The 25,210-nt window shown below is 71.2% G+C and carries 24 protein-coding genes and 1 tRNA gene; all 25 read left to right on the top strand.

The window, feature by feature from the left end; all coding sequences use genetic code 11:
• Positions 1 to 685 precede the first annotated feature (685 nt).
• The 25 genes from dtd (at position 686) to rplI (ending at position 25,205) form a co-directional block, all read left to right on the top strand.
• Positions 686 to 1,120, top strand: a complete 435-nt coding sequence (dtd, locus tag RN901_RS07880; protein WP_345782367.1) for a D-aminoacyl-tRNA deacylase — start codon at positions 686 to 688, stop codon at positions 1,118 to 1,120.
• Positions 1,121 to 1,122: 2 nt separating this feature from the next.
• Positions 1,123 to 1,620 carry a TIGR00725 family protein gene (locus tag RN901_RS07875; protein ID WP_310757693.1) on the top strand — a complete coding sequence of 166 codons (498 nt, stop codon included), beginning with the start codon at positions 1,123 to 1,125 and terminating at the stop codon, positions 1,618 to 1,620.
• Complete coding sequence (locus tag RN901_RS07870; RefSeq protein WP_310757692.1) at positions 1,617 to 2,018, top strand: hypothetical protein; 402 nt, start codon at positions 1,617 to 1,619, stop codon at positions 2,016 to 2,018. The genes RN901_RS07875 and RN901_RS07870 overlap by 4 nt, the downstream gene beginning before the upstream one ends.
• A 237-nt stretch (positions 2,019 to 2,255) precedes the next feature.
• Positions 2,256 to 3,365, top strand: coding sequence for a recombinase RecA (recA, locus tag RN901_RS07865; protein ID WP_310757690.1), 1,110 nt, complete (start codon positions 2,256 to 2,258; stop codon positions 3,363 to 3,365).
• Between the two features lie 122 nt (positions 3,366 to 3,487).
• Complete coding sequence (locus tag RN901_RS07860) at positions 3,488 to 4,039, top strand: regulatory protein RecX (RefSeq protein ID WP_310757688.1); 552 nt, start codon at positions 3,488 to 3,490, stop codon at positions 4,037 to 4,039.
• Positions 4,036 to 6,711 carry an alanine--tRNA ligase gene (alaS, locus tag RN901_RS07855; protein ID WP_310757686.1) on the top strand — a complete coding sequence of 892 codons (2,676 nt, stop codon included), beginning with the start codon at positions 4,036 to 4,038 and terminating at the stop codon, positions 6,709 to 6,711. Before RN901_RS07860 ends, alaS begins: the two co-directional genes overlap by 4 nt.
• Positions 6,712 to 6,722: 11 nt before the next feature.
• Positions 6,723 to 7,094: a hypothetical protein gene (locus tag RN901_RS07850; RefSeq protein ID WP_310757684.1), complete on the top strand. Its 372-nt coding sequence runs from the start codon at positions 6,723 to 6,725 to the stop codon at positions 7,092 to 7,094.
• A 4-nt stretch (positions 7,095 to 7,098) separates the two neighbouring features.
• Positions 7,099 to 7,881 (top strand): SDR family NAD(P)-dependent oxidoreductase, encoded by a 783-nt coding sequence (locus RN901_RS07845; protein ID WP_310757682.1) that lies wholly within the window; start codon positions 7,099 to 7,101, stop codon positions 7,879 to 7,881.
• A 41-nt stretch (positions 7,882 to 7,922) separates the two neighbouring features.
• Entirely contained in the window at positions 7,923 to 9,266 is a 1,344-nt protein-coding gene (locus RN901_RS07840) for a hypothetical protein (protein ID WP_310757680.1), read from the top strand.
• Entirely contained in the window at positions 9,259 to 10,737 is a 1,479-nt protein-coding gene (locus RN901_RS07835; RefSeq protein ID WP_310757678.1) for a replication-associated recombination protein A, read from the top strand. The genes RN901_RS07840 and RN901_RS07835 overlap by 8 nt, the downstream gene beginning before the upstream one ends.
• The gene (hflX, locus tag RN901_RS07830) at positions 10,734 to 12,020 is read left to right on the top strand and encodes a GTPase HflX (RefSeq protein WP_310757677.1); all 1,287 of its coding nucleotides are present in this window, start codon (positions 10,734 to 10,736) and stop codon (positions 12,018 to 12,020) included. Before RN901_RS07835 ends, hflX begins: the two co-directional genes overlap by 4 nt.
• A 37-nt stretch (positions 12,021 to 12,057) precedes the next feature.
• Complete coding sequence (locus RN901_RS07825; RefSeq protein WP_310757675.1) at positions 12,058 to 12,813, top strand: pyridoxine 5'-phosphate synthase; 756 nt, start codon at positions 12,058 to 12,060, stop codon at positions 12,811 to 12,813.
• Positions 12,810 to 13,829, top strand: a complete 1,020-nt coding sequence (locus RN901_RS07820) for a lysylphosphatidylglycerol synthase transmembrane domain-containing protein (RefSeq protein ID WP_310757673.1) — start codon at positions 12,810 to 12,812, stop codon at positions 13,827 to 13,829. The genes RN901_RS07825 and RN901_RS07820 overlap by 4 nt, the downstream gene beginning before the upstream one ends.
• Positions 13,826 to 14,782 (top strand): hypothetical protein, encoded by a 957-nt coding sequence (locus RN901_RS07815; RefSeq protein ID WP_310757671.1) that lies wholly within the window; start codon positions 13,826 to 13,828, stop codon positions 14,780 to 14,782. Before RN901_RS07820 ends, RN901_RS07815 begins: the two co-directional genes overlap by 4 nt.
• Positions 14,783 to 14,821: 39 nt before the next feature.
• Positions 14,822 to 14,892 (top strand) — tRNA-Gln (locus RN901_RS07810).
• A 17-nt stretch (positions 14,893 to 14,909) separates the two neighbouring features.
• Complete coding sequence (locus RN901_RS07805; RefSeq protein WP_310757669.1) at positions 14,910 to 17,042, top strand: thioredoxin domain-containing protein; 2,133 nt, start codon at positions 14,910 to 14,912, stop codon at positions 17,040 to 17,042.
• A gap of 16 nt (positions 17,043 to 17,058) precedes the next feature.
• On the top strand, positions 17,059 to 18,126 hold the full coding sequence (locus RN901_RS07800; protein ID WP_310757667.1) for a mechanosensitive ion channel family protein: 1,068 nt from the start codon (positions 17,059 to 17,061) through the stop codon (positions 18,124 to 18,126).
• A 172-nt stretch (positions 18,127 to 18,298) separates the two neighbouring features.
• Complete coding sequence (locus RN901_RS07795; protein WP_310757665.1) at positions 18,299 to 19,264, top strand: ribose-phosphate pyrophosphokinase; 966 nt, start codon at positions 18,299 to 18,301, stop codon at positions 19,262 to 19,264.
• A gap of 20 nt (positions 19,265 to 19,284) precedes the next feature.
• Positions 19,285 to 19,944, top strand: a complete 660-nt coding sequence (locus RN901_RS07790) for a 50S ribosomal protein L25/general stress protein Ctc (protein ID WP_310757663.1) — start codon at positions 19,285 to 19,287, stop codon at positions 19,942 to 19,944.
• A gap of 33 nt (positions 19,945 to 19,977) precedes the next feature.
• Entirely contained in the window at positions 19,978 to 20,562 is a 585-nt protein-coding gene (gene pth, locus RN901_RS07785; protein WP_310757661.1) for an aminoacyl-tRNA hydrolase, read from the top strand.
• Positions 20,563 to 20,591: 29 nt separating this feature from the next.
• Complete coding sequence (locus tag RN901_RS07780; protein WP_310757659.1) at positions 20,592 to 22,739, top strand: sodium-translocating pyrophosphatase; 2,148 nt, start codon at positions 20,592 to 20,594, stop codon at positions 22,737 to 22,739.
• Positions 22,740 to 22,873: 134 nt separating this feature from the next.
• Positions 22,874 to 23,536: a 30S ribosomal protein S6 gene (gene rpsF, locus RN901_RS07775; protein WP_310757657.1), complete on the top strand. Its 663-nt coding sequence runs from the start codon at positions 22,874 to 22,876 to the stop codon at positions 23,534 to 23,536.
• The gene (gene rpsR / locus RN901_RS07770; protein WP_310757655.1) at positions 23,537 to 23,755 is read left to right on the top strand and encodes a 30S ribosomal protein S18; all 219 of its coding nucleotides are present in this window, start codon (positions 23,537 to 23,539) and stop codon (positions 23,753 to 23,755) included.
• Positions 23,756 to 23,767: 12 nt separating this feature from the next.
• A complete protein-coding gene (locus RN901_RS07765; RefSeq protein WP_310757654.1) occupies positions 23,768 to 24,733 on the top strand; it encodes a DUF2232 domain-containing protein in 966 nt (321 codons plus the stop codon).
• Positions 24,734 to 24,755: 22 nt separating this feature from the next.
• Positions 24,756 to 25,205, top strand: a complete 450-nt coding sequence (gene rplI, locus RN901_RS07760; protein WP_345782366.1) for a 50S ribosomal protein L9 — start codon at positions 24,756 to 24,758, stop codon at positions 25,203 to 25,205.
• Positions 25,206 to 25,210: the final 5 nt, after the last annotated feature.

Genomic DNA, 25,210 nt, shown 5'->3' with positions numbered 1-25,210 from the left:
GACCGGAGGTCGAGGCCGATGACCGCACCGCGAGTTGCCCGACGCGAGATCGCGAAACCGGGGCGCGAGTCCCGGGCCTGAGGGAGCGGAGTTCCGGCGACGGAACGAGGCGACCGAGGGAAGAGGGATCGAGCACAGCTGGTCGGCAGACGGTACCAGGCTCGCGGCGAGGTTCTGGAAGACCGCGCAAGCTACCAGGACCGGGCGGTAGTTGGCCGTAAACAAGCCTCCTCGCTCAGCCCCTGACACCTTCGGGTGGCCAGGGGCTGAGTGCATCTACCCATACGATCCGTCCCGTCCTCGATCTCCGGACTTCCCGGTGGAGCGTTCCTCGTGGGGGTCGCGCGGACGGCTGCCTAGCCCGGAACGATCGATGGGCGAACGTCCACCGGGATCTCCCCGTCGCATGCTCCTTCGGATCCGTCTTCCGGCTCGCGGGTCAAGCCGTGCGCGAGGGAGTTTCGTCGCTGCAGTCGGGGCTCATGTTTTTTCAAAAAAATGATGTCCATAAATTGTGGATATCCTGTCCAAAAAACGTGGATTTTGAAATCGGCCGGAAGTTCGATCGCAGGCGGAGTCGCCCTCGACCGAGTGCTGTCGCATCTTTTCGTCGTTCACCGCTTTTGGTGTGCTGTGCAAAACCGGCCCGCCGCGAACGGCCGGGGTCGGGAACGGGACGGCGCAATTGCGAGTCGTGATTCAGCGAGTCAGCCAGGCCCGCGTCCGGGTCGGAGGCGAGGTCGTCGGGGCGATCGGCCCCGGGCTCGTCGTCCTGGCGGGTTTCGCGCCGGACGACTCCGAGGCGACGATGGCCTGGATGGCGGACAAGCTCTGGGACCTGCGTCTGTTCGCGGACGCCGAGGGCCGCATGAACCGCTCCGCGCGGGACATCGGGGGAGCGCTACTCGTGGTGTCGCAGTTCACGCTGTACGGGGACGCGAGGAAAGGCCGGCGCCCCTCCTTCACGGGGGCGGCGCGGCCCGACGAGGCCCGGGCGCTCTACGACCGTTTCGTGGAGCTGTGCCGGAAGGGCGGCGAGGTCGCGGAGGGGGAGTTCGGCGCGATGATGGAGGTGGAGTTGGTCAACGACGGTCCCGTCACCCTGCAACTGGAGCGATGACGGTGCGGCCGCTGCGGATCGGCGTCATCGGCTCGGGAGACGCGGCGCCGGCGGAGGCGGGCCTGGCCCACGCCGTGGGAGCGGCCCTCGCCCGCGCCGGGGCCATCGTCGTCTGCGGCGGGATGGGCGGCGTCATGCGCGCGGCGGCGGACGGAGCCGCCTCGGAAGGGGGGACCGTGGTCGGGATTCTGCCCGGCGGCGACGCGCGGGCCGCGGCGGACGGGGTCACGATCCCGATCCCGACCGGACTCGGCGAAGCACGGAACGTCGTCGTGGCGCGGGCGTCGGAGGCCGTGGTCGCGATCGCCGGCGAATGGGGCACGCTCAGCGAAGCGGCCTTCTGCCGGAAGTTCGGCGTCCCCGTGATCGGACTCGCGTGCTCGCTGCCCGACGGCGTGGTCGACGAGACGGCCGAGGACGCGGCGGGAGCGGCGGCGCGCGCCCTCGACCTCGCCGCGGCGCGACGGGAGGGACATGCGCGACAGGCGGTGAACGAGTGACCGGATTCATCCTCTTCGGGAGCATTCTCGCGGTGCTGCTGGCCACGATCATCTGGGCCGCGATCCGCGCGGGCGAGGACACCGGCGCGTCGCTGGGCGCCGCCGAACGCCGCGACGCCGCCATCGAGGCGCTGCGCGACCTCGAACTCGAGTACCGCACCGGCAAGCTCGGCGAAGATGAGTACCAGGCCACGCGAGCCCGTCTCGAGCGCGCCGCCATCGACGCCCGCGACGCCGCTGCCGGAAACGCCGCCGCCACGGGACCGGCGAAGGCTTCCGCCCCCGAGCCCCCGGAGCCCGCGGCATCCCCCCGCCCATGCCCCGAATGCGCCGCCTCGCTGACCGGCGACGAAGCCTTCTGCCCCACCTGCGGAATCGACCTCACCCCCCCCGCCTGACCCACCCCCGCCGCCCCCAAGCGAGCCCGCCCACTATCTCTCGTCCCGAGGGCGGTTGAACCCCCGTTGAGACCTCGCTCCATCCTGATGTTGGACGGCCGGAATTCGCGCTTCGGGGCAAAAACCGAAGAAATTGCGAAAGGTCGTTCGGCGTGGTATTGTCAACGTCCGCCGCGGCGGGTGATCGAATCCCCGTCATCGGCCCTGCGGACCCCTCGGAAATCGGGAGAGCGTGACATGGGTGTGGAGATGGATCGGGAACAGAAGAAGGCGTTGTCCGTGGCCCTCAACCAGATCGAACGGGCCCACGGCAAGGGAGCCATCATGCGGCTCGGAACCGAGGGGGCGCGGGTGCGGATCCCCGCCATTTCGACGGGGGCGATCAACCTGGACCACAGCACCGGGATCGGCGGCATCCCGAGGTCGCGCGTGACCGAGATCTTCGGTCCCGAATCGTCGGGCAAGACCACCCTCACCCTCCACGTCATCGCGAACGCGCAGAAGGACGGCGGCGTCGCGGCGTTCATCGACGCCGAGCACGCGCTCGACGTGGGATACGCGCAGAAGCTGGGCGTCGATGTCGAAAACCTGCTCGTGTCGCAGCCCGACACGGGCGAGCAGGCGCTCGAGATCGCCGAGGTGCTCGTCCGCTCCGGCGCGCTCGACGTCATCGTGGTGGACTCGGTGGCCGCGCTCGTGCCGCGGGCCGAGATCGAAGGCGAGATGGGCGACTCCCACGTCGGCCTGCAGGCGCGGCTGATGTCCCAGGCGCTCCGCAAGCTCACCGGCGCGATCGGGCGCTCGAACACCGCCGTCATCTTCACGAACCAGATTCGCGAGAAGATCGGCGTCATGTACGGGAACCCCGAGACCACGACGGGTGGCCGGGCGCTGAAGTTCTACTCCTCGCTCCGGCTCGACATCCGCCGCATCGCCTCCATCAAGGAGGGGAACAACCTGGTCGGGAGCCGGACCCGCGTGAAGGTCGTCAAGAACAAGTGCGCGCCGCCGTTCAAGCAGGCCGAGTTCGACATCATGTTCAACGAGGGTGTAAGCCGGGAGGGTCTGCTCGTGGACATGGGCGAGAGCATCGGCATCGTGAGCCGCGCGGGCGCCTGGTACTCGTACGGCGGCGATGTCCGGCTCGGGCAGGGGCGCGAGAACTCGAAGACCTTCCTGCGCGAGAATCCGGACATCGCCGAGGAGATCGAGGCCCGGATCCGCGACGAACTCGGGATGACGATTCCGAAGCCGGACGCGGCCGAGGCCGAGGCGGCCGAGGCGGAAGCGGGCGCGAAAGAGTCGAAGAACTCCCGGCCGCCCTCGCAGCAGGCCGCCCGGCGCTGAATTCCGGCCCCGACCCCGGCACCACCGGGGAAATCACCGGCCTCGTTCCGGTCAAGCGCCGCTCCGGCTGGACCGAAGTCCAGTTGGACGGCGCTTCCCTCTGCCGGCTTCCGGACGAAGATGTGCATCGACTTCGGCTCGAAGTCGGGCTCCGGCTCGGATCCGCGGAACTGGACGCGGTCCACGCGGCGGGCGGGCGCGCCGAAGCGATGTCCGTCGGGCTGCGCTACCTTTCCGTGCGCCCGAGGAGTCGCCGGGAAGTGGAACGCCGGCTGTGGCGGGACCGGATCGACGAGGCCGCGATTCAACACGCACTGGAACGTCTCGCGGCGCTGGGGTATCTCGACGACGCGCAGTTCGCCGCCAGCTTCGCGCGGGATCGCATCCGGCTCCGGCCCTGTGGCACCCGTCGCATGCAGTCCGACCTTCTCGCCCGGGGTGTATCGCGGGAGGATGCGGACCGCGGCATCCGCGAGGCGATGGCGGACGAGGGCGCGACGGAGGAGGCGCTGCTCGAGCGCGTTGCGGCGGCGCGGGCGCGGAAGCTGACCGGGGCGGACCCGTCGAAGGCGCGTCGGCGGCTGTTCGACTACCTGGCCCGGCGCGGGTTCGCCCCGGGCAGCATTCGTGCCTGGATCGAGGTCAACTGGCAGGCTGAGGCGGATACACGATGAAGGCGGACGAACTCCGGCAGAGTTTCATCTCCTACTTCGAGCGGCAGGGGCACGAGCACCGGCCCAGCGGCCCGCTCGTCCCCGCGGATGACCCGACGCTCATGTTCACGAATGCCGGGATGGTGCAGTTCAAGGGCATCTTCACGGGAGAGACGGAGCGCCCGAGCCCCCCGCGCGCCGTCACCTCCCAGAAGTGCCTCCGCGTCAGCGGCAAGCACAACGACCTCGAGGAAGTGGGGCGGACCGCGCGCCACCACACCTTCTTCGAGATGCTCGGGAACTTCTCCTTCGGCGACTACTTCAAGCGCGACGCGATCGACTTCGCCTGGGAGTGGGTGACGGAGGACCTCGGCCTGGAGCCCGGCCGCCTGTGGGCCACGGTCCACCACGACGACGATGACGCCTTCAAGCTGTGGCTGGAGCGCACGGCGATCCCGGAGTCGCGCCTCCGGCGCATGGGGGACAAGGACAACTTCTGGCAGATGGGCGACACGGGTCCGTGCGGCCCTTGCTCGGAACTGCACTACGACCTGCGGACGGAGCGCGACGACCGCATCACCGACGCGCAGTTCGAGGCGGCCGGCGAGGCGGACCAGATCATCGAGTTCTGGAACCTCGTCTTCATGCAGTTCGACCGCGCGCCGGACGGGACGGACACGCCGCTCCCCGCGCCCTCGATCGACACGGGCGCCGGACTCGAGCGCATCGCCGCGCTGCTGCAGGGCGTGGGGACGAACTACCACACGGACCTCTTCCTCCCGATCATCGAGGCGGCGGAGGAGGGGCTCGGGATCGAGTACTCGCGGGCGCCCGAGGACTGGGACGACGGCGTCGCCTTCCGCGTGCTGGCGGATCACGCGCGGGCCGTGGCGTTCCTGCTCGCCGACGGCGTCTTCCCCTCGAACGAGAAGCGGGGCTACGTGCTGCGCCGGATCCTGCGCCGGGCGGTCCGGCACTACTGGCTGCTGGGCCGGCGCGACCCGCTCCTGCACGACCTCGTCGGCGTCGTGGCGAACCGCATGTCGGCCACCTTCCCCGAGTTGGAGGCACGGCGGGAGCACCTCCTCTCGACGACGCGGGCGGAGGAGGAACTCTTCCTCTCGACCATCGAGGGCGGCATGCGTGAGATCGACCGCGCGATGCCGCAGGGAGGCTCGGGCACGGTCGCGGGCGACGTCGCCTTCAAACTCAAGGACACCTACGGCATCCCCGAGGATCTCACCGGCCTCATCGCCCGCGAACGCGGCTACGGCGTGGATTGGAAGGGTTTCGACGAGGCGCTGGAGGCCCAGCGCACCCGTTCGCGCGGCGCCGTCGAGTCGACGGGGGCCACCGCCGCCGCCGGGTTCGGGGGCGGTCTCACGATCATCCCGTCCGGCACGGATGCGAAGCAGGAGTTCGTGGGATACGGGGACCTCGAAATCGAAACGGACTGCCGGCGCTGGTCCGGTGACGGACGGCACGCGTTCCTGCTCGAACGGAACCCCTTCTACCTGGAGAGCGGCGGGCAGGTCTCCGATACCGGACGCGTCGCGGGAGACGGTTGGGCGGTCGACATCTCCGCGGTGTGGGGCGCCGACGACCGGACCGTGGTCGCGGGATCGCTGGCTGAAGGCGCGCTTCCCGAAGCCGACGGCGTGGTCGAGGACACCGTGTGCGCGCAGGTGGACCCGGCGCGGCGCGAGACGGAGCGCAATCATACGGCGACGCACCTCTTGCACGCCGCGCTCCGCAACCGGCTGGGCGAGCACGTGCAGCAGGCCGGATCGCTCGTCGCTCCGGACCGGCTGCGCTTCGACTTCAGCCACCGGGGTCCGCTGACGCCGGACGAACGGGCGGACATCGAGGCGGAGGTGACGGAGGCGATCCTCGGCAACCACGACGTCGACGCCTCGCAGCGGGACTACGACGAGGCGATCGCGGCCGGGGCCATGGCTCTGTTCGGAGAGAAGTACGGCGACATCGTGCGCGTGATCGAGGTTCCGGGCCTCAGCCTGGAGCTGTGCGGCGGCACGCACGTTCGCACCACGGGCCAGGTCGGGACGTTCCGGATCGTGTCCGAGACGGGGGTCGCGGCCGGGATCCGGCGCATCGAAGCGGTGACGGGGCAGGGGGCCTACCGGCGCGAGTTGGAGCGGGACCGGCTGCTCACGGAACTGGCGGACCGGCTGCGCTGCCAGCCGTCGGACCTGGCGCTCCGCATGGACCGGCTCCTCGAGGAACGCGACGCGCTCGCCGAAGAAGTGCGCGGGCAGCGGGGAGATGCGGCGGAACGGCAGTTGGAGACGCTGCTCGCGGGCGCCGCGGGCGCGGCCGACGCGAACGGGGCGCGCTTCGTGTCCGGACGCCTGGAGGTGCCCGCCGGCACGGACCTCGGGGCGCTCGGCGATCGCCTGCGCGGCGGGATGGGGTCGGGCGCGGCCGTCGTTCACGTCGTGTTCGCGGACGAGGACCGGCACGCGTTCATCTCCGTCGTTTCGGACGACCTCATCCGGCTCGGCGTGAAGGCGGGAGACCTCGTGCGCGTGTCGAGCCGCGCGACGGGTTCCGGCGGCGGCGGCGGCGCGCGCTTCGCGCAGGGCGGCGTGGGCGATCCGTCGCGAACGGAGGACGGGCTCGGAGCGGCCCGGGCCTGGGCGTCCGAGCGGGTGCCCGCCCTGTCCGGTGGCTGACGTGCAGGTCGGTGGCTGACGTGCCGGCCGAATCCGGCCCCCTCACGCTCGAGACCTGGCTCGCGGGGCGGCTCGAGTCCGCGCCGCCGGAGCTGGCGGAAGCGGTGTGGCCGCTGGTTCGGGGGCGCCTGGCCGACGGCGAGGATGGACTCGTCCACGCGGCGCTCGTCGCGCTGGAGAACGCGGCGGACGGAGAGGCGGACCGCTCGGAGGCGGTGACCCTGCTCGCCGCGGATGCGATCCTCACCTACGCGCTCGAGGCGGCCGCGGATCCGGCCCTGGGAGGGAGCGCCGCACGGGCACGCCGGCTCGCCGAGCGGGCGGGTCCGGGCGGGCTGATCGGCGCACAATTCGACGAGAACGATTCGACAAGGAGGAGATGACGGAATGACAGCGACGGTGCCGGGGTTGCCCGGCCTCGCGGGCAAGCGCGTGCTCGTCACCGGAGGTTCGCGCGGGATCGGACGCGCGACCGTGCAGTGCCTCGCAACGTCCGGCGCGTCCGTCGGCATCGCCTACCACCGGGCGGAGGCGGAAGCGCGGCAGGCGGTCGAGGAGGCGAACGCGCTCGCCCCGGACGGGCGCCACTGGTGCGCCGGCGCGGATCTCGCCGACCCCGCCGAGTGCAGGACGCTGTTCGAGCGCGCGGACGCCGAGTTCGGCGGACTGGACGGGTTCGTGGGCAACGCCGGCATCTGGAACGTGGACCCCCGGCCGATCGAGTCGCTCGAGGCGGACGAATGGCGACACATGATCGAGACGAACCTCACGTCGATCTACGCGGGCACGCGCGAGGCGGCGCGTCGCATGGGCGCGGACGGGAGGATCGTCCTCGTCTCCTCGACGGCGTCCCAGCGCGGCGAGGCGGAGCACAGCCACTACGCCGCCTCGAAGGGGGCGATCAACGCCTTCTGCAAGTCGGTCGCGACCGAACTCGGCCCGAGATCGATCAACGTGAACGCCGTCGCCCCCGGCTGGGTCGACACGGACATGTCCTCGCCGGCGCTGCAGGGCGAGGCCGGGCGCGCCGCGCTGGCCCTCATTCCGCTCAGGCGCGTCGCGACGGCGGAAGACATCGCCGGACCCATCTGTTTTCTCCTCTCCGACGCGGCCCGGCACATCACGGGAGAGATCCTCAACGTGAACGGCGGCAGCGTGCTGTGCGGCTGAGCGTGTCGTGAGGCTGAGACCGTCGTGAGGCCGAGACTGCCGTGAGCGCGATCGATCCGGGCCGATTCTCCCCCCCGCCCGGGTTCACCCGCACCGCGGAAAAGCTCGAGGCCGCGGGTTTCGAGGCCTGGGCCGTGGGCGGCGCGATCCGCGATGCCTACGTCTCCCAGATCGGAGGGACGCCCGACCTGCCCGAGCCGGGTTGGGAGGACCTGACGACGGACGCGCGGCCCAATGACGTCATGCGCATCTTCCGGCGGACGGTCCCGGTCGGCGTGTCGCACGGCACCGTGAAGGTCCTCGACGGGGACGACGGATACGAGGTGACGACGTTCCGGCGCGATGTCGAGACGGATGGCCGCCACGCACGGGTGGCCTTCGCCGATTCCATCGGGGAAGACCTGAGCCGCCGCGACTTCACGGCGAACGCGATCGCCTGGCGTCCCGCCTCCGGCGAGGTGCGCGACGAGTGGGACGGCGCGGAGGACATCGAGGACGGGATCCTGCGCGCCGTGGGAGAGCCCGAAGCGCGCTTCCGCGAGGACTACCTGCGCGTCCTGCGCGGCTTCCGGTTCGCGGGACGCTTCGAGTGGGCCGTGGAGGCCCGCACGGACGAGGCGATGCGGGAGGCCGTCGACGGCCTGTCCGGGCTGTCGGCCGAGCGCGTGCGCGAAGAACTGCTCAAGGTCATGGCGGACCCGAAGCCCTCGGCCGCGCTGGAACTGTACGCGGACTGCGGGGCGCTGGGCCACTGGTACCCGGAGCTGCTCGGGCTCGCGGCCGACGGCGACGCGTGGCGGTCCGCGCTCGGCGCCGTCGATGCGGCCCCGGCGCAGGCGGCCAACGTGCGCGTGGCGAGCCTGCTCGTGTGCACGTCCGAAACGCCCGAGGGGCGGGCCGAAGCCGCCGAGTCGCTGCTGGCCCGGCTCAAGTTCTCCAACGCGGACCGGCGCCGCGTCGCGCGGCTCGCCCGGCTGTACCTGCCCTTCGTCGGGGCGCTGGACTCCGCGGCGGAGCACCGGCGCTGGCTCGCCGCGGTCGGCGACGCGTGGGAGGACCTGTTCGAGCTGCACTTCGCCGTCGCCCGCGCCGCCGGAGAGCCCAGGGCGGAGCGCTACCTGGAGGCGACCCGCGAGCGCGTCCGCGAAGAGCGCGAGGGCAACCCGGCGCTCGACCTGGCGGGTCTCGCGGTCAAGGGGGACGACCTCCTCGCGCTCGGCATGTCGCCGGGCCCGATCGTGCGCCTGCTGCTGGAGGAGTTGCTCGAACAGGTCATCGAGGACCCCGGCCGCAACGAGCGCGAGACGCTCCTCGAAGAAGCCCGCCGGCTGATCGAAATCGGCGCGCTCGCGGAAGCCTCGCGCCCGCCCGACGCCGATGACTGACGAGCCGAGCCTGTTCGCCGGCACGGAACCGCGCGCCGAGCCCGCGCCCGAGGACGCGTCCGGGCCGGGGGCCACCGGAGCCCGGGATGCCGCCCTGGCCGATTCGCCGCTCGCCGCCCGCATGCGCCCGCGGCGGCTGGCGGAGTTCGTCGGACAGCCGAAGCTCGTCGGCGAGGGCCGGCCCCTGCGTCAGCTCATCGAGAGCGGACGCGTCCCGAGCCTCATCTTCTGGGGTCCGCCGGGCACCGGCAAAACGACCCTCGCCGGGCTGCTGGCCGGCCGGATGGAAGCCGCGTTCGTCCCGTTCTCCGCCGTGACCGACGGGATCCCCCGCGTCCGCCGCGTGCTGGAGGAGGCGAAGGCGCGCCGCGCCGCCACCGGCCGCGGCACCGTCCTCTTCGTCGATGAGATCCACCGCTTCAACCGGGTGCAGCAGGATGCCCTCCTTCCGCACGTCGAGCGCGGGGCCGTCACCCTCATCGGGGCCACGACGGAGAACCCCAGCTTCGAGGTCGTCGGCCCGCTCCTCTCCCGCACGCGGATCTTCGTCCTCGACCCGCTGGCGCCGGAAGACGTCGCGGAGATCTGCGCCCGCGCGCTGCGCGACCGGGAGCGCGGACTCGGCGCCACGGGCCTCGCCATCGACGAGGACGCCCTGGCCCGGCTCGGGACCGAGTCGGACGGGGACGCCCGCCGCGCCCTCAACGCGCTCGAGACGGCGGCGGACCTGGCCGCGGCGGACGGCGTCCCCGCGATCTCCGAGGATCATGTGGCGGCGGCGCTGCAGAAGCGGTTCGCGCGCTACGACAAGTCGGGCGAGGAGCACTTCAACCTCATCTCCGCTCTGCACAAGGCCGTGCGCGGCTCGGACGCCGACGCCGCGCTCTACTGGCTCGCGCGGATGCTGGACGGCGGCGAAGACCCCATGTACTTGGCCCGGCGCATCGTGCGCATGGCCGCCGAGGACATCGGACTCGCGGATCCCGGCGCGCTCGCGGTCACCATCGCGGCGCGGGACGCGTACCACTTTCTCGGCAGCCCCGAGGGGGATCTGGCGCTGGCCCAGGCGGTCACCTACCTGGCCATCGCCCCGAAATCGAACGCGGTCTACCGGGCGTTCGGCGCCGCCGCCCGCGCCGCGCGCGAAACGCCTGCCGAGCCCGTCCCGTTCCATATCCGGAACGCGCCCACGCGGCTCATGAAGGAACTCGGCTACGGTTCGGGGTATCGCTACGATCACGACGAGGAAGACGGCGTCGCGGCCCAGTCCTACCTTCCGGAGTCGCTTGGCGGGAGCCGCTGGTATCATCCGGTGGAGCGCGGCTGGGAAGCGGAGGCGAGACGCAGGCTCGACGCGATTCGCCACAGCCGGGTGCGGGCGGCGGAAGCGGGCCCCGCGGAAGAGAAGGGGGCCGAAACGGGCGCCGAAACGGGCGCCGAGACCACGGAGGAGAATCGATCGAAACCGTGACGTCGGACCGGGTGGCGGAGCGCGCGGTGCTCGTGGGCGCGCCGCCGCCCGACATGTCCCAGGAGACGGTGGACGAACACCTCGAGGAACTCGCCCGCCTCGCCGGGACGGCGGGAGCCGACGTCCGGGGCTCGGTCGTCCAGCGCCTGCGCAGGCCGAACGCCTCGACCTTCATCGGGAAGGGGAAGGTCGAACGCCTGGCGCAGGCGCTGCGGGAGCACGACGCGACGCTCGCCATCTTCGACGAGGAACTCACGCCGGCCCAGGGCGCGAATCTCGAGACGGCGCTCGGCGTGCGCGCGCTCGACCGCACCGAACTCATCCTCGACATCTTTGCGCTCCGGGCCCGGACCTCGGAAGCGAAACTCCAGGTCGAACTCGCCCAGCTCCAGTACATGCGGACGCGGTTGAAGCGGATGTGGACCCACCTCTCCCGCGAGGGCGGAGGCATCGGCGCCCGCGGGCCCGGCGAGCAGCAGATCGAGACCGACCGCCGGCTCATCGACCGGCGCCTGGCCCGGCTCCGGCGCAAGCTCGACCACATCGCGCGGGCGCGGGTCAAGCAGCGCCGGGCGCGAAGCGAGCAGTTCACTGTGGCGCTCACGGGCTACACGAACGCGGGCAAGTCCTCCATCCTGCGCGCGCTCTCGGGCTCGGACGTCTTCGTCGAGGACCGGCTGTTCGCGACGGTGGACTCGGCGACCCGGGTTTGCGATCTCGAAGGTCCCGGCCCGATCCTCCTCACCGACACGGTGGGGTTCATCCGGAAGCTGCCGCATCATCTCGTGGCGTCCTTCCGGGCCACGATGGAGGAACTCGCGGAGTCCGACCTCCTGCTGCACGTGATCGACGCCTCGTCGCCAAGCCGGGACGAGCAGCGCGAGGCCGTCGAGGAGGTGCTGGCGGAGGCCGGCGTGGCGGACCGCCCCGTGATCGAGGTCTTCAACAAGGTCGACCGGCTCACGCACGAGGAGGAGCGGGCGCTGCGCGAGCGGGCCGCGGCGGACGGACGGCCGCACGCGCTGACGTCGGTCGTGGAGGAGGGCGGACTGCAGCCGCTGCGCGAGGCCCTGCAGGCCGCGATGCGGGCCCGCCTGGAGACGGTGCGGGTGAGCCTGCCCGCCGGGGACGGCGCGCGGCTCGCCGAGGCGTACCGGGAGGGCGAGGTGCTGGAGCGGGCGTACGAAGAGGGGTGCGTGGTCATCGTGGCCCGCGTGCCCGCCGGGGTGGCCGGCCGCTGGCGCGACAGCGGCCTGGTCGTGGAGCGGGCCGACGCCGCCTGACGCGGCGGACCGTCGAGCCCAGAACGGGAGCACAATCATGGCGAACAGCAGCTTCTCGCACCTGGTCGACTGCCGGCTGTGCGTGAACATCGATCACGTGGCGACCGTCCGGCAGGCGCGCGGCACGGATGAGCCCGACCCGGTGCGGGCCGCCGTCCTCGCCGAACTCGGCGGCGCGAACGGGATCACGGTGCACCTGCGCGAGGACCGCCGGCACATCCAGGACCGCGACGTGGAACTCCTGCTGCAGACCGTCCGCACCTTCGTGAATCTCGAACTCGCGGCCGAGGAAGAGGTGCTCGCCCTCGCCGAACGCTGGCGGCCGGCTCAGGCCACGCTTGTCCCCGAGAAGAGGGAGGAACTGACGACGGAGGGCGGGCTGGACCTGTCCGCCGATCCGGCCCGCATCGCCGCCGCCGTGGCGCGGCTGCAGGACGCCGGGATCCGCACGTCGCTCTTCATCGACCCCGATCCCGCGGCCGTCGATGCCTCGGCCGAGTCGGGCGCGGCCGCGATCGAGCTTCACACCGGCGAATACGCCAACGCGCCGGACCAGACGGGCGCCGACCGCGAACTCTCGCGACTGGAGGATGCGGCGGCGCGGGCCGAAGCCGCCGGCCTCGGCGTACACGCCGGACACGGGCTCACCTACGAGAACGTGCAGCCGGTGGCGGCGATCCCGGAGTGCGAAGAACTCAACATCGGCCACTCGATCGTGAGCCGCTCCGTGCTCGTGGGGATCGAGCGCGCGGTGCTCGAGATGTCGGAACTCGTGCGCGAGGCGCGGGGGTGAGAGGCCGTCTCACAGTCCTCATCGGCGTACTCGTCTCCGTCGCGCTCCTCATCTGGGCGCTGCGGGGCGTCTCGGCGGCCGAACTCCTCAGGCACCTGGGCGAGGCGAACGTCTGGCTGCTGATCGCCGCGACGGTCGTGGCCACGCTCACGTTCAACCTCCGCGCGATCCGGTGGGACATCCTCCTCCGCGCCTCGAACGGAAACCTGCCGTTCGGTTCGCGCTACGCGGCCGTGTGCATCGGCTTCATGGCGAACAACGTCCTGCCGGGCCGGCTCGGCGAGTTCGCCCGCGCCTACTCGCTGTCGCAGATCACCCCGGTGCCCCTGACCGCCGCCCTCGCCTCGCTCGTCGTGGAGCGCCTGCTCGACGCGATCGTGCTCATGGTGTTCCTCGTCCCCGCCTTCTTCATCGTCGGGGTCGACGAAGCCGCCTCCGGGACGCTGCGGGACCTGTTCACCGTGGGCGTCATCCTCGTCTCCGCGAGCCTGCTCGCGCTCGCCCTCCTCGTCCGCTCGCCGGACCGCTTCCTCCGACTCGCGGCCAAGTGGTCCCACCGGGTCGCGCCCGACCGCGTCGCCGGCCGCATCATGGACATCCTCTCCGCGTTCGTGGACGGCCTCGGGGCGCTGCGCCACGCGCACGTCTTCGCCCGCGCGATGCTGTGGTCGTTCGCCGTCTGGGCCTGGAACGCCGTCTCGTTCTACCTCGGGTTCCTCGCCTTCGGCATCATCGGGCCCGGGTTCCTCGGCGCGCTCGTCCTCCAGACGACGATCGGCTTCGCCGTCGCGATCCCGTCCACGCCGGGGTTCTTCGGACCGTTCGAGACGGCGGCCCGCGTCGCGCTCGAACTCCACCACATTGAGCCCGCGAGAATCATCAGCTTCGCCGCGGGCTACCACATCCTCACCTTCCTGCCCATCACGGTGCTGGGGATCTGGTACATGCGGCGCCTCGGGATCAGCCGCCGCGAACTGGGACGGAGCGAGGCCCGGGCGCCGGAGACCTCGGAGTGACGGCCCCCGCGGGGAAAGGGACGGGCGCCGGGGGGATCGGGACGGCCGAAGCGCACGCGAAGGTCAACCTGCGCCTGCGCGTCTTCGCCAGGGACGAAACGGGCTTCCACGGCGTCGAGACCCTGCTCGCCCGCACGAGCCTGTCCGACACCGTCACCCTCTCCGCGGGGTCCAAGGGCGGGCCGTCGGAAGGCGCCGGGTCGGAGGGCGCGGGCCCCGGCGTCACGCTCTCCGTCGATGGACCCCTGGCCGAAGGCGTCCCGGACGGCCCCGACAACCTGTGCTGGCAGGCGGCGGAGCGTTTCCTCGACCGCGCCTTCGGCAGACGGGAGCGGCCCCCCGTCCACATCCGCCTCACGAAGCGGATCCCCATGGGGAGCGGGCTCGGCGGCGGCAGCGCGGACGCCGGCGCGACCCTGCGCCTGCTCGCCGCCCGCTGGCCCCGCCTGGAGACGCGGGAACTCGTCGAACTCGCCGGCGAGATCGGCAGCGACGTGCCCTTCGCGCTCCTCGGCGTGCCGATGGCGCTGGGCTGGGAGCGCGGCCGCCGGCTCCTCCCGCTCCGCCCCCCGCGGCCCCGCCCCGCGCTGCTCGTCTGCCCCCCGATCCACGTTTCCACGCCCGAGGCGTACGACTGGCTCGGCCGCACGGACGAGGACGCCGGCGCCGCCTCCGTGCTTCCCGGCGCCACGCGGCTGGCGGAGTGGGACTCGCTCGAGCGCCTGGCCCGCAACGACCTCGAGGCGCCCGTCCTCGCCCGGCACCCGGAACTGTCCGAACTCCTCGACCGGCTGCGGTCGCGCGACCCGGCCCTGGCCGCGATGACGGGGTCCGGCTCGACCCTGTTCGCGATCTTCCGCGACGAGGCCGAGCGCGCCCGCGCCCGCCGAACGCTCGCCCCCACCGAACCCGCCGAAGCCCCCCGACTCCTCGACGTCTCCCTCCCCGTCTGATTGACTCGGTTGGCCGCGGGACGCCATCTTCGGCGCCTCTGGCCCCTCGTCTAATGGCAAGACACCGGCCTTTGGAGCCGATGATCCAGGTTCGACCCCTGGGGGGCCAATCCCATGCCTGATTTCCATGCCTGATTCCGGCGCACGCCCCAACCGGCTCGCGCGGGAGAAGAGTCCCTACCTTCTCCAGCACGCCTTCAATCCCGTGGACTGGGTGCCGTGGGGGGAGGAGGCCTTCGCGCGCGCCCGGTCCGAAGACCGTCCGATCTTCCTCTCCATCGGGTACGCGACCTGCCACTGGTGCCACGTCATGGAGCACGAGTCCTTCGAGGATGAGGATGTCGCCGCGCTCCTCAACCGGGACTTCGTGTCGATCAAGGTGGACCGCGAAGAACGCCCGGACATCGACGGCGTCTACATGACGGCGTGCCAGCTCATGACGGGGCAGGGGGGTTGGCCGCTCACGATCGTGATGACGCCGGACAAGCAGCCCTTCTTCGCCGGCACCTACTTCCCGCGCGAGAGCGTGGCGGGGCGGGCGGGGATGCTGGACCTGCTGCCCCGGCTCGCCGCGCTGTGGCGGGAGCGGCGGGCGGATGTCGAGGCGGCCGGGGCCTCGGCGCTGGCGGCCATCCGGGAGGTCGAGGTCCGCGGGCTGGGCTCCGGCGAGGGGGCGCTCGACGAGGAGACGCTCCGCCGCGGCTTCGGCGACCTGCACGCCCGCTTCGACCCCCACCAGGGAGGGTTTTCCCGGGCTCCGAAGTTCCCCGCGCCGCACCAACTCCTCTTCCTCCTGCGCTGGAGCGACCGCACGGGCGACCGCCGCGGCGTGGAGATGGTGGAGAAGACGCTCGTCTCGATGAGGCGGGGAGGGATCTTCGACCACGTCGGGTACGGCTTCCACCGCTACTCGACGGACGCCCGCTGGCTCGTCCCCCACTTCGAGAAGATGCTCTACGACCAGGCGCTGCTCGCCATGGCGTACACGGAGCTGTGGCAGGTGACGGGCGACGACGCGCACCGGAGGGTGGCCCTCGAGATCTACGAGTACGTGGCGCGCGACCTCACGGACGCGGAGGGCGGCTTCTATTCCGCGGAGGATGCGGACAGCGAGGGGCGCGAAGGCGCCTTCTACGTGTGGACGCGGGAGGAGTTCGACGAGCTGCTGACGGAGGCGCTCGGGGAGGACGCGGCCGGGCTCGCGCGGCGCGCCTTCCGGGTCGAGGCGCGCGGCAACTTCGCCGACGAGGCGTCGGGGCTCCGCACCGGCGAGAATATCCTGCACATGGGAGAAACGCCCGCCGAGATTGCGGAGGCGCTCGGAGCGGAGGCCGCCGATGCCGCCCGTGCCGAGGACGTCGAGCAACGGCTGGAGCAGGCGCGCCGCGTCCTGTTCGAGAAGCGGGAGACGCGGGAGCGCCCGCTGCTCGACGACAAGATCCTCACGGACTGGAACGGGCTCATGATCGCCGCGCTGGCGCGGAGCGGCCTCGCGTTCGGCGACGAGTCGCTCGTCGCGTCGGCGGCGCGGGCGGCGGACTTCATCCTCGACCGGCTGCGCGACGGCGAGGGACGGCTGCTCCACCGCTACCGGGACGGGGACGCGGCCATCCCCGCCGGCGCGGCGGACCACGCCTGCCTCATCTGGGGGTTGGTCGAGCTGTACGGGGCCACGTTCGACCCGCGCTGGCTCCGCGCGGCGCGCGAGTTGCTCGACGCGCTGCTGGAGCGCTTCTGGGACCCCGACCGGCTCGGCGTGTTCAACGTGGACGCGGCGCAGCGGGACGTGCCGGTCCGGCAGAAGGAGCTGTACGACGGGGCCACGCCCTCGGCCAACGCGACGACGTGGTACGTGCTCCTCCGGCTCGGCCGGCTCACGGGCGACCTCGAACTCCTGGACCGGGCGGAGGCGCTGCGCGGCGCGCTCGCCGGCCCCGTCGCCGGCGCCCCCTCCGCGCACACGATGTCGCTCGTCGCACTCGATCTCGCGCTGGGCCCGGCGCAGGAAGTCGTCGTGACGGGCGAGCCCGGCGAGCCCGGCACGCGGCGCATGCTGGCCGCGCTCGCCGCCCGCTACGCGCCCCGCACCGCCGTCCTCTTCAAGCCGGCCGGCGGTTCGTCCGAAGCGCTCGCGGAGATCGCGCCCTTCACCGCGCCGCACGACCTCCTGGACGGGAAGGCGACGGCATACGTTTGCACCGACTTCGCCTGCCGCCGTCCGACGACCGACGTCGCGGAGATGGTGGAGCAACTCGGCTGACACTGGAGTTCAAGGCATGGGCCTGGACCAGACGATCTACGGAAACACGCTTTCGGCCTGGCTGATCGCCGCCGGCATCTACGCCGTCACGACGCTCGCGCTGTGGCTGCTCGAACGCTACGCGCTGCGGGCGTTCGCGCGCTTCGCGAGCCAGACGCGGACCTCGCTCGACGATCTCGTCGCCGCTGTGCTCGGCGAGACGAAGTTCGCCCTCATCCTCTTCGTGGGGCTCTTCGCCGCCTCGCTCGTGCTCGAACTCGACCCGGTCGTGTCGATCGTGATCCGCCGCGCCGCGGTCATCGCCATCGTCGTCCAGGGCGGCATCTGGGCGAGCGCCGCCATCGCCTTCTGGGTGCGCCGCTTCGTGGATGCCACCGCGGGCGAGGACGCGGAGGCCGTGACCATGGTCGGCGCGCTCTCCTTCGTGGGCCGGCTCGCCGTGTGGTCCGTCGTCCTCCTCCTCATCCTCGACAACCTCGGGGTCGAGGTCGCGGCCCTGCTCGCGGGCCTCGGCATCGGGGGCATCGCCGTCGCCCTCGCGGCCCAGAACGTCCTCGGCGACCTGCTCGCGTCGCTCTCCATCATCCTCGACAAGCCCTTCGTCATCGGCGACTTCCTCGTCATCGGCGAGTTCCAGGGATCGGTGGAGCACATCGGCCTCAAGACGACCCGGCTCCGGAGCCTCGGGGGCGAGCAACTCATCCTCGGAAACAGCGACGTGATCAACACCCGCATCCGCAACCTCGGGCGCATGGAGGACCGGCGCGGGGCGCTGAAGATCGGCGTGACCTACGACACGCCGCGCGACCTCCTGGCGCAGATCCCCGGCTGGATCGAGGAGATCGTGGCGGCGCAGGAGGAGACCCGCTTCGACCGCTGCCACCTGTCGGGCTTCGCGGACTCCGCGATCGAGTTCGACACCATCTTCTACATGACCGTCCCGGAGTACGCCCGTTTCATGGACGCGAAGCAGGCGGTGCTGCTCGCGATCCACGAACGGTTCGACCGGCACGGCGTCGAGTTCGCGTACCCGACACAGGTCATCTACACGATTCCGGGGCGCGCGACGCCGGACGCTCGTTGACAGAAACCCGCGTGAACCGATAGTCTGGGCCGCTGTCGCCGAGGGGTTCGGCCCCGCGGCACACGGGTTCGGGACCCACACAGTTTCTCTCCATTCCGGCACGGCCCCGCGCGCGCGTCACGGGCGCGGAGCGACGAATGCCGGAACCAGACCAGCGAGCCAGTCGACACGCATGGACACCACGGACTTCTCGTTCCATACGAGTCCGATCATGCTGCTTTCGGGCACGGCGAATCCCGCCCTTGCGCAGGGGATCGCCGACGTGCTCGGAGAGCGGCTGTGCGACGTCACCATCAAGCGGTTCGCCGACGGCGAGATCTTCGTGCGCATCGACGAGAACGTGCGCGGGCGCGATGTCTTCCTCATCCAGCCCACGAACCCGCCGGCGGAGAACGTGCTCGAACTCCTGATCCTGCTCGACGCGGCGAAGCGCGCCTCGGCGGCGAGGGTCACCGCGGTCGTCCCCTACTACGGGTACGGGCGCTCCGACCGGAAGGACCAGCCGCGCGTGTCGATCGCGGCGAAGCTGCTCGCGAACCTGATGACGGCCGCCGGCGCGGACCGCGTCCTCTCGATCGACTTCCACCAGCACCAGATCCAGGGCTTCTTCGACATCCCCGTGGATCACCTCTACGCGGCCCCCGTCTTCCGGCGCTACTACGAGATGAAGAAGCTGGACAACCTGGTCGTCGTCGCGACGGACGTGAGCGCGGCGAAGATGGCGCGCGGCTACGCCCGACGCCTCGGCGGAGACCTCGCGATCATCGACAAGCGGCGTCCGGCCCCGAACGAGGCGGAGGTCTCGAACATCGTGGGTGAAGTCGAAGGGAAGCACTGCATCGTGCCCGACGACATGATCGACACGGCCGGGACGATGGTGTCGGCCATCGAGGTGCTGAAGGAGCGCGGCGCCCTGGACATCTACATCCTCGCCACGCACCCCCTCTTCTCGGGGCCGGCGGTGGAGCGTATCGCGTCGGCCGACGTGAAGGAGATCACGGTGACGGACACCGTGCCGCTCGCTCCGGGAGTGCAGGAAGCGCTCCCGAACCTGACCGTGCTTTCCGTGGCGAGTCTGCTCGCGCAGGCCATCGAGAGCACGCACGAGAACACCTCAGTGAGCAAACTGTTCAAGTAAGAGCAAGTAAGAGAGCAAAGATGACGAACGAATCCGCCACACTCACGGCGCGGACGCGGACGACGTCCGGAAAGGGCGCCGCGCGGCAGCTTCGCCGCAGCGGCCAGTTGCCCGCGGTCGTGTACGGGCGCCGGGACGAGGCCGAGTCGCTGGCGCTGGACACGCACGAGCTTTCGCGCCTCCTGAGCCGGATCCACGCGGCCACCACGGTGATCGACCTCGAGGTCGACGGCGGCGAGCCGCGCCCGGTCCTGATCCGGGAGATACAGCGCCACCCGTATCGACCCCAGCTTCTGCACGTGGACTTCTTCGAGATCCGCGCGGACGTGAAGATCCGCGTATCGGTCCCGCTCCACCTGCACGAGACGCCCGCCGGCGTGGAGGTGGGCGGGATCCTTCAGCAGCTCCGGCACGAAATCGAAGTCGAGTGTCTGCCGAACGAGATTCCGGCCGAGTTCACCATCGATGTCTCGGCGCTCGAGATCGGCGATTCGCTCCATGTCTCGGACGTGGATACGGGCGAGGTCGAGGTCCTCGACGACGAGTCGGTGACGATCTGCACCGTCGTGCCGCCTGCCGTGGAGGAGGTCGAGGAGGAAGAGGAAGAAGTCGAAGAACTGGAAGAGGGCGAAGCCGAGGCCGACGCCGAAGCCCCGGAGGCCGAGGCGGAGGAGGGCTGAGCCGAACGGCCGGGGACCGATTCGCGGGGGACCGTGCGGCTGCTGCTGGCTCTGGGGAATCCCGGCGCGAAGTACCGGGACACGCGGCACAACATCGGCTGGTGGCTCGCCGACCGCCTGGCGCACCGCTGGGGCGGAGGCCCCTTTCGCGTGGACGGCCCCACCGCGTGGACGACGGGGACGGCGCGCCCCGGAGTGGAGATCCACAAGCCGCTGGCGTACATGAACCGGAGTGGCGAGTCGCTCGCGCGGCTGCTGGCTGAGCGGCGGTTCGACGCCCGGGGGTTCGACCCCGCGGCGGACATGCTCGTCCTCGTCGACGATGTCGCGCTGCCGGCGGGCCGCTTTCGCCTGAGGGCGAGGGGGTCGCCGGGCGGGCACAACGGGCTCGCCTCGATATCGGCGAGTCTCGGTTCCGATGAGTACGGCCGCCTCAGGCTCGGCGTCGGGCGGCCGCCGGACGAGCGCATCGACCTGGTGGCCTGGGTGTTGTCACGGATGCCGCGGGCGGAGGAGGAGGGGGCGCTCGGCGCCTTCCCCCGCGCCGCCGAAGCGGTGGAGTACTGGCTGGAACATGGCGTGGAAGCGGCGATGAACCGCTTCAACCGTTTGGGGTGACCCCCCGCTGATCAAGGGAGCAGGGAAACGTGGGCGGAAACATCGTCGGAAACATCGATTTTGCGGTCTGGCTCGGCGTGATCGGGCTCTTCTTCTCCTTCGCGCTCTTCATGTACGTGAAGGCGCAGCCCGTCGGAAACGAGAAGATGGCCGAGCTGTCGGAGGCGATTCACTCGGGCGCGATGGCGTTTCTGCGGCGGGAGTACACCGTGCTGCTGCCGTTCATCATCGTCGTGGCGGCCCTCCTGTTCTGGCTCGTCGGCCCGCACACGGCGGTGGCCTACGCGCTGGGCGCGGCCTGCTCGATCCTGGCCGGCTTCTTCGGGATGAAGGCGGCCACGGCGGCCAACGTCCGGACCTCCGAGGCGGCGCGCGCGGAGGGCCAGGCCAAGGCGCTCCGGGTCGCCTTCTCCGGCGGGGCCGTGATGGGCATCGCGGTGGCGGCGCTCGGCCTGCTCGGGATCGGCGCGGTGATCGCGATCTACGATCCGCAGGGGACCGGCTTCCGCCCCTTCGGCGAGATCATCTCGGGCTTCGCGATGGGCGCCTCCTCGATCGCCCTCTTCGCGCGCGTGGGCGGCGGCATCTACACGAAGGCGGCCGACGTCGGCGCGGACCTGGTGGGCAAGGTCGAGGCCGGCATCCCGGAGGACGACCCCCGCAACCCGGCGACGATCGCCGACAACGTGGGCGACAACGTGGGCGACGTGGCGGGGATGGGGGCGGACATCTTCGAGTCGTACGTCGGCTCGGTCATCGCCACGATCGTCATCGGCGTGACGAGCGCGATGATTCTCGACGGGGCGCGGCTTCAGGCCGTGGCGCTGCCGGTCCTCTACATCATGGCCGGCTTCCTCGCGAGCGCGGTCGGCGTCCTCGCCATCCGCGTCCTCGAGCGCATGAGCCCCGCGGCGGCCCTCCGCTGGGCGCCGATCATCGGGGCCCTGATCTTCTGGGTCGTGGCGTACGCGATCACGGTGAACCTCCAGTTGTTCGACGCCGCGGCGCAGGGCAAGTGGATCTTCATCCACCCCAACGCCGGTCCCTTCTGGGCCATGCTGTTCGGCTCGCTCGTCGGCATCGCGATCGGCCTCGTAACAGAGTACTACACGGCCGAGAAGCCGATCCGGCGCATCGCCGAGGCCTCCGAAACCGGCTCCGCGACGAACATCATCACGGGACTCGCGGTCGGGATGGAATCCACGTTGATTCCCATGCTCCTGATCTCCGGCGCCATCTTCCTCGCCTTCAACTTCGCGGGCCTGTACGGGATCGGGATCGCCGCCGTGGGGATGCTGGCCACGGTCGGGGTGACGATGTCCGTGGACGCGTACGGCCCGGTGGCGGACAACGCGGGCGGCATCTCGGAGATGGCCGAACTCGGGCCCGAGGTCCGCTCGGTCACCGACTCGCTCGACTCGCTCGGCAACACGACGGCGGCGATCGGGAAGGGATTCGCGGTGGGCTCCGCCGCGCTCACCGCGCTCGCCCTGTTCTCCGCCTACGCGAACGCGGTGGGCCTGCGCGAGACCGGGATCAACCTCATCGACCCGCTCGTCGTGATGGGCCTCTTCATCGGCGGCGTGACGCCCTTCTTCATCGCCGCGCTCACGATGACGGCGGTGGGCCGCGCGGCGGCCGGCATGGTGGCGGAGGTCCGGCGCCAGTTCCGCGAGATCCCGGGCATCATGGAGGGGACGGCGAAGCCGGATTCGGCGCGCTGCGTGGACATCTCCACCAGGGCGGCGCTGCGCGAGATGATCGTGCCGGGACTCGTGGCGATCATCGTCCCCATCATGGTCGGCCGCTTCCTCGGCGTGGCGGCGCTCGGCGGCGCGCTGGCCGGCGCGACCGTGAGCGGCGTGCTGCTCGCGCTCTTCATGGCGAACTCCGGGGGCGCGTGGGACAACGCCAAGAAGTACATCGAGACCGGAGCCCACGGGGGGAAGGGGTCCGACCCGCACAAGGCGGCCGTGGTCGGCGACACGGTGGGCGATCCCTTCAAGGACACGTCCGGGCCGTCGATGAACATCGTCGTGAAGCTGATGAGCGTCGTCTCGCTCGTGCTCGCGCCCTGGTTCGTGGACGTGCATGGGATGGCCGCCGCGGCGCCGGAAGCCGTGGAGACCGCCCTCGCCGCCGTCGGCGGCGCGCTGCGGGCTCTGGGACTCTTCTAGAACTTGACAGCGGGGCGGCATGACCTAGTCTAATGCCGCCTTCACATACGGGTTCGCCGCGCTCCGGCGGGCCGACCAACGCAGACTCCTGCTCCGACCGCGAGTCGGGGCCGACGAGACCAGGGGAGTTCTCCATGCGCGATTACGAGATCGTGTACATCTTCCGTTCGAGCCTGACCTCCGAGGAGATCGAGGCAAAGCTCGAGCGCTACCACGCCATCATCTCGGCCGACGGTCCGGGCGAAGTCACCGCCTCGGTCCACTGGGGCAAGCGTCAACTCGCCTACCCCATCCAGAAGCAGCCGAACGGCTATTACGTCGTGGCCCAGTTCGCTTCGGAGCCCGATCCGCTCAGGGAGCTCGAGCGCGTGCTGAAGCTCGAGGACGACGTCCTCCGCTACCTGATCGTGATCGCGGAACAGCCGCTGCCGCTTCCCGACCCGGTGCCGGAGACGCCCGCCACGGAGGAGCCTGCCGCGGAGGAAGCCGAAGCCGAGGCTGCGGAACCCGACGCGGGGGCGGCGTCCGAAACGGAGGAGGCCGAGGAGACGGACGACGAGGCTCCCTCCGAAGCCGAAGCCGAGGTGGAGGCGCCGGCGGACGAGACCGAGGAAACGGACGCGGCTGAGGAGACGGACGGCGCCGAAGAAGCGGCCGACGAGGCCGACGGCGAGGACGAGGCCGAAGAAGCGGCCGAAGAAGCGGCCGACGAAGCTGAAGCTGACGCCGACGGCGACGCCGGGGAACCGGAAGAGTCCGCGGATGCGGAGGACGCCGCCGACGAGAAGGAGGAATAAATGGCCTTTCGAAAGGCGTGCCGGTTCTGCGAGGCCCGGATGCTCGGCGTGGACTACAAGGATGAACGCACGCTGGATCGCTATATCTCCGACCGCGGCAAGATCCTGCCGCGGCGAGCCACGGGGACCTGCGCGCGGCACCAGCGGGCGGTGGCGGCGGCGATCAAGCGGGCGAGATATCTCGCGTTGCTGCCGTACATCCGCGGCTACTACGACTAGGGCAGCCCCGGCGTGGGGCCCGGGCCCGCCGCGGGGCCGCTGAGGGAACGGCTGAGGGAACGCTGGCGCGGTCTCTGGCCGGCCGCGGGTCTCCTCTTGCTGGTCATGCTGCTGTCGCCGCTGAGTTCGTCGCCGCTCGGGCTCATGGCCATCGTCGGCGTGCCCGCGGCCGTGGCGATTCTGACCTTCGAACCGCCCCAGTCCGGGTCGGCCGCTCTGGCGCTGCTGCTCCTGGCCGGAGCCGGGCTCGGGTTTCGGGAGGCGGAGCCACTGTGGTTCATGGAACGCGGGTGGGCGCTGCTCCTGGCCGGCGGGTTCGCCCTCGGCACGGCACTGGCGCCGGGCCGGGGGTTGTTCGACCGGTCGCTGGCGGCGGTCGCGATCGCCGGAGCCACGGTCGCGGCCCTCGCCGTGCTGCGACCCGGGCTTCCCGCGGATCTCGACTGGCGGATCACGGCGCAGTTCAGCGCGGCGCTGGCCGGGTACGACTTCAACGCGTGGGGCGGCCGGTCGGTGGAAGCGACGGTGCGCGGCATCGCGAGCGCCTGGGCAGCCGTCTACCCGGCCCTGCTCGCGCTCGCTTCGCTCTCGGCCCTCGGGGTCGTCGGCTACATCGTCGGGCGAGTCCGGGGAGAACCGAGACCGCTTCCGCCGCTGCGGGAGTTCCGGTTCGGCGACCACCTGGCGTGGGTGCTCGTCCTGGGGCTCGCGCTGCTGGTCCTCCCCGCGGGGGCGTGGGCGGACCGCGCGGGCGGCAACATGGTGACGGTGATGGGCGGCCTCTATCTGCTCCGAGGCCTTGCGGTGCTCGTGTGGCTGGGGGCTTCCGTGCTAAGCTCGGGCTGGGCGATCGGCGCGTGGGTGCTCGCGGCGCTGATCCTCTACCCGGTGACGGCGGGCGCGGCCCTCGTCATGGGAATCAGCGATACGTGGCTGGATCTGCGGTCGCGTCCGGGGGTGAAAACGGACGGGGCGTGAACCCCGGAAACTGGAGGGATCGATGGTGGAAGTGATTCTGAGAAAGGACGTCGCGGACCTCGGCCTCGCCGGCGAGATGGTGAACGTGCGGGCGGGGTATGCGCGGAACTACCTGGTTCCGCAGGGGATCGCGCTCGTGGCGACGGAGGGGAACCGGAAGCGGTTCGAGGAGGAGCGGCGCCAGATCGAACAGTCCGCCGAGCGGGAGCGCGAAGCGGCCCAGCAACTGGCGGGCGAACTCGAGGGCAGGGAGCTGAGCTTCGTGCGCCGGGCGAGCGAGGGCGGACGCCTGTTCGGCTCGGTCACGGCCGCGGACGTCGCGGACGAACTGGAGAAGGAGGGCGTCTCCGTGGACCGCCGCGCGATCCGGCTGGACGACCCGATCAAGGACCTCGGCGACCACGAAGTCCCGGTGAGAGTCCACATGGACGTCGAGCCCGTGATCAAGGTGTCCGTGGTCGCCGAGGAATAGCGGTC

The organism is Candidatus Palauibacter soopunensis (assembly GCF_947581735.1).
In the GTDB taxonomy this organism is placed as follows: domain Bacteria; phylum Gemmatimonadota; class Gemmatimonadetes; order Palauibacterales; family Palauibacteraceae; genus Palauibacter; species Palauibacter soopunensis.
This window is presented reverse-complemented; position numbering and strand designations above follow the sequence as displayed.

Excerpts from the sequence above, each read along its gene's own strand:
- RN901_RS07795 (WP_310757665.1), top strand. The coding sequence starts at position 18,299 with ATGGACACCACGGACTTCTCGTTCCATACGAGTCCGATCATGCTGCTT.
- RN901_RS07835 (WP_310757678.1), top strand. The coding sequence starts at position 9,259 with ATGACTGACGAGCCGAGCCTGTTCGCCGGCACGGAACCGCGCGCCGAG.
- alaS (WP_310757686.1), top strand. The coding sequence starts at position 4,036 with ATGAAGGCGGACGAACTCCGGCAGAGTTTCATCTCCTACTTCGAGCGG.
- rpsR (WP_310757655.1), top strand. The coding sequence starts at position 23,537 with ATGGCCTTTCGAAAGGCGTGCCGGTTCTGCGAGGCCCGGATGCTCGGC.
- RN901_RS07790 (WP_310757663.1), top strand. The coding sequence starts at position 19,285 with ATGACGAACGAATCCGCCACACTCACGGCGCGGACGCGGACGACGTCC.
- rplI (WP_345782366.1), top strand. The coding sequence starts at position 24,756 with ATGGTGGAAGTGATTCTGAGAAAGGACGTCGCGGACCTCGGCCTCGCC.
- RN901_RS07825 (WP_310757675.1), top strand. The coding sequence starts at position 12,058 with ATGGCGAACAGCAGCTTCTCGCACCTGGTCGACTGCCGGCTGTGCGTG.
- rpsF (WP_310757657.1), top strand. The coding sequence starts at position 22,874 with ATGCGCGATTACGAGATCGTGTACATCTTCCGTTCGAGCCTGACCTCC.
- RN901_RS07800 (WP_310757667.1), top strand. The coding sequence starts at position 17,059 with ATGGGCCTGGACCAGACGATCTACGGAAACACGCTTTCGGCCTGGCTG.
- recA (WP_310757690.1), top strand. The coding sequence starts at position 2,256 with ATGGGTGTGGAGATGGATCGGGAACAGAAGAAGGCGTTGTCCGTGGCC.
- RN901_RS07845 (WP_310757682.1), top strand. The coding sequence starts at position 7,099 with ATGACAGCGACGGTGCCGGGGTTGCCCGGCCTCGCGGGCAAGCGCGTG.
- RN901_RS07805 (WP_310757669.1), top strand. The coding sequence starts at position 14,910 with ATGCCTGATTCCGGCGCACGCCCCAACCGGCTCGCGCGGGAGAAGAGT.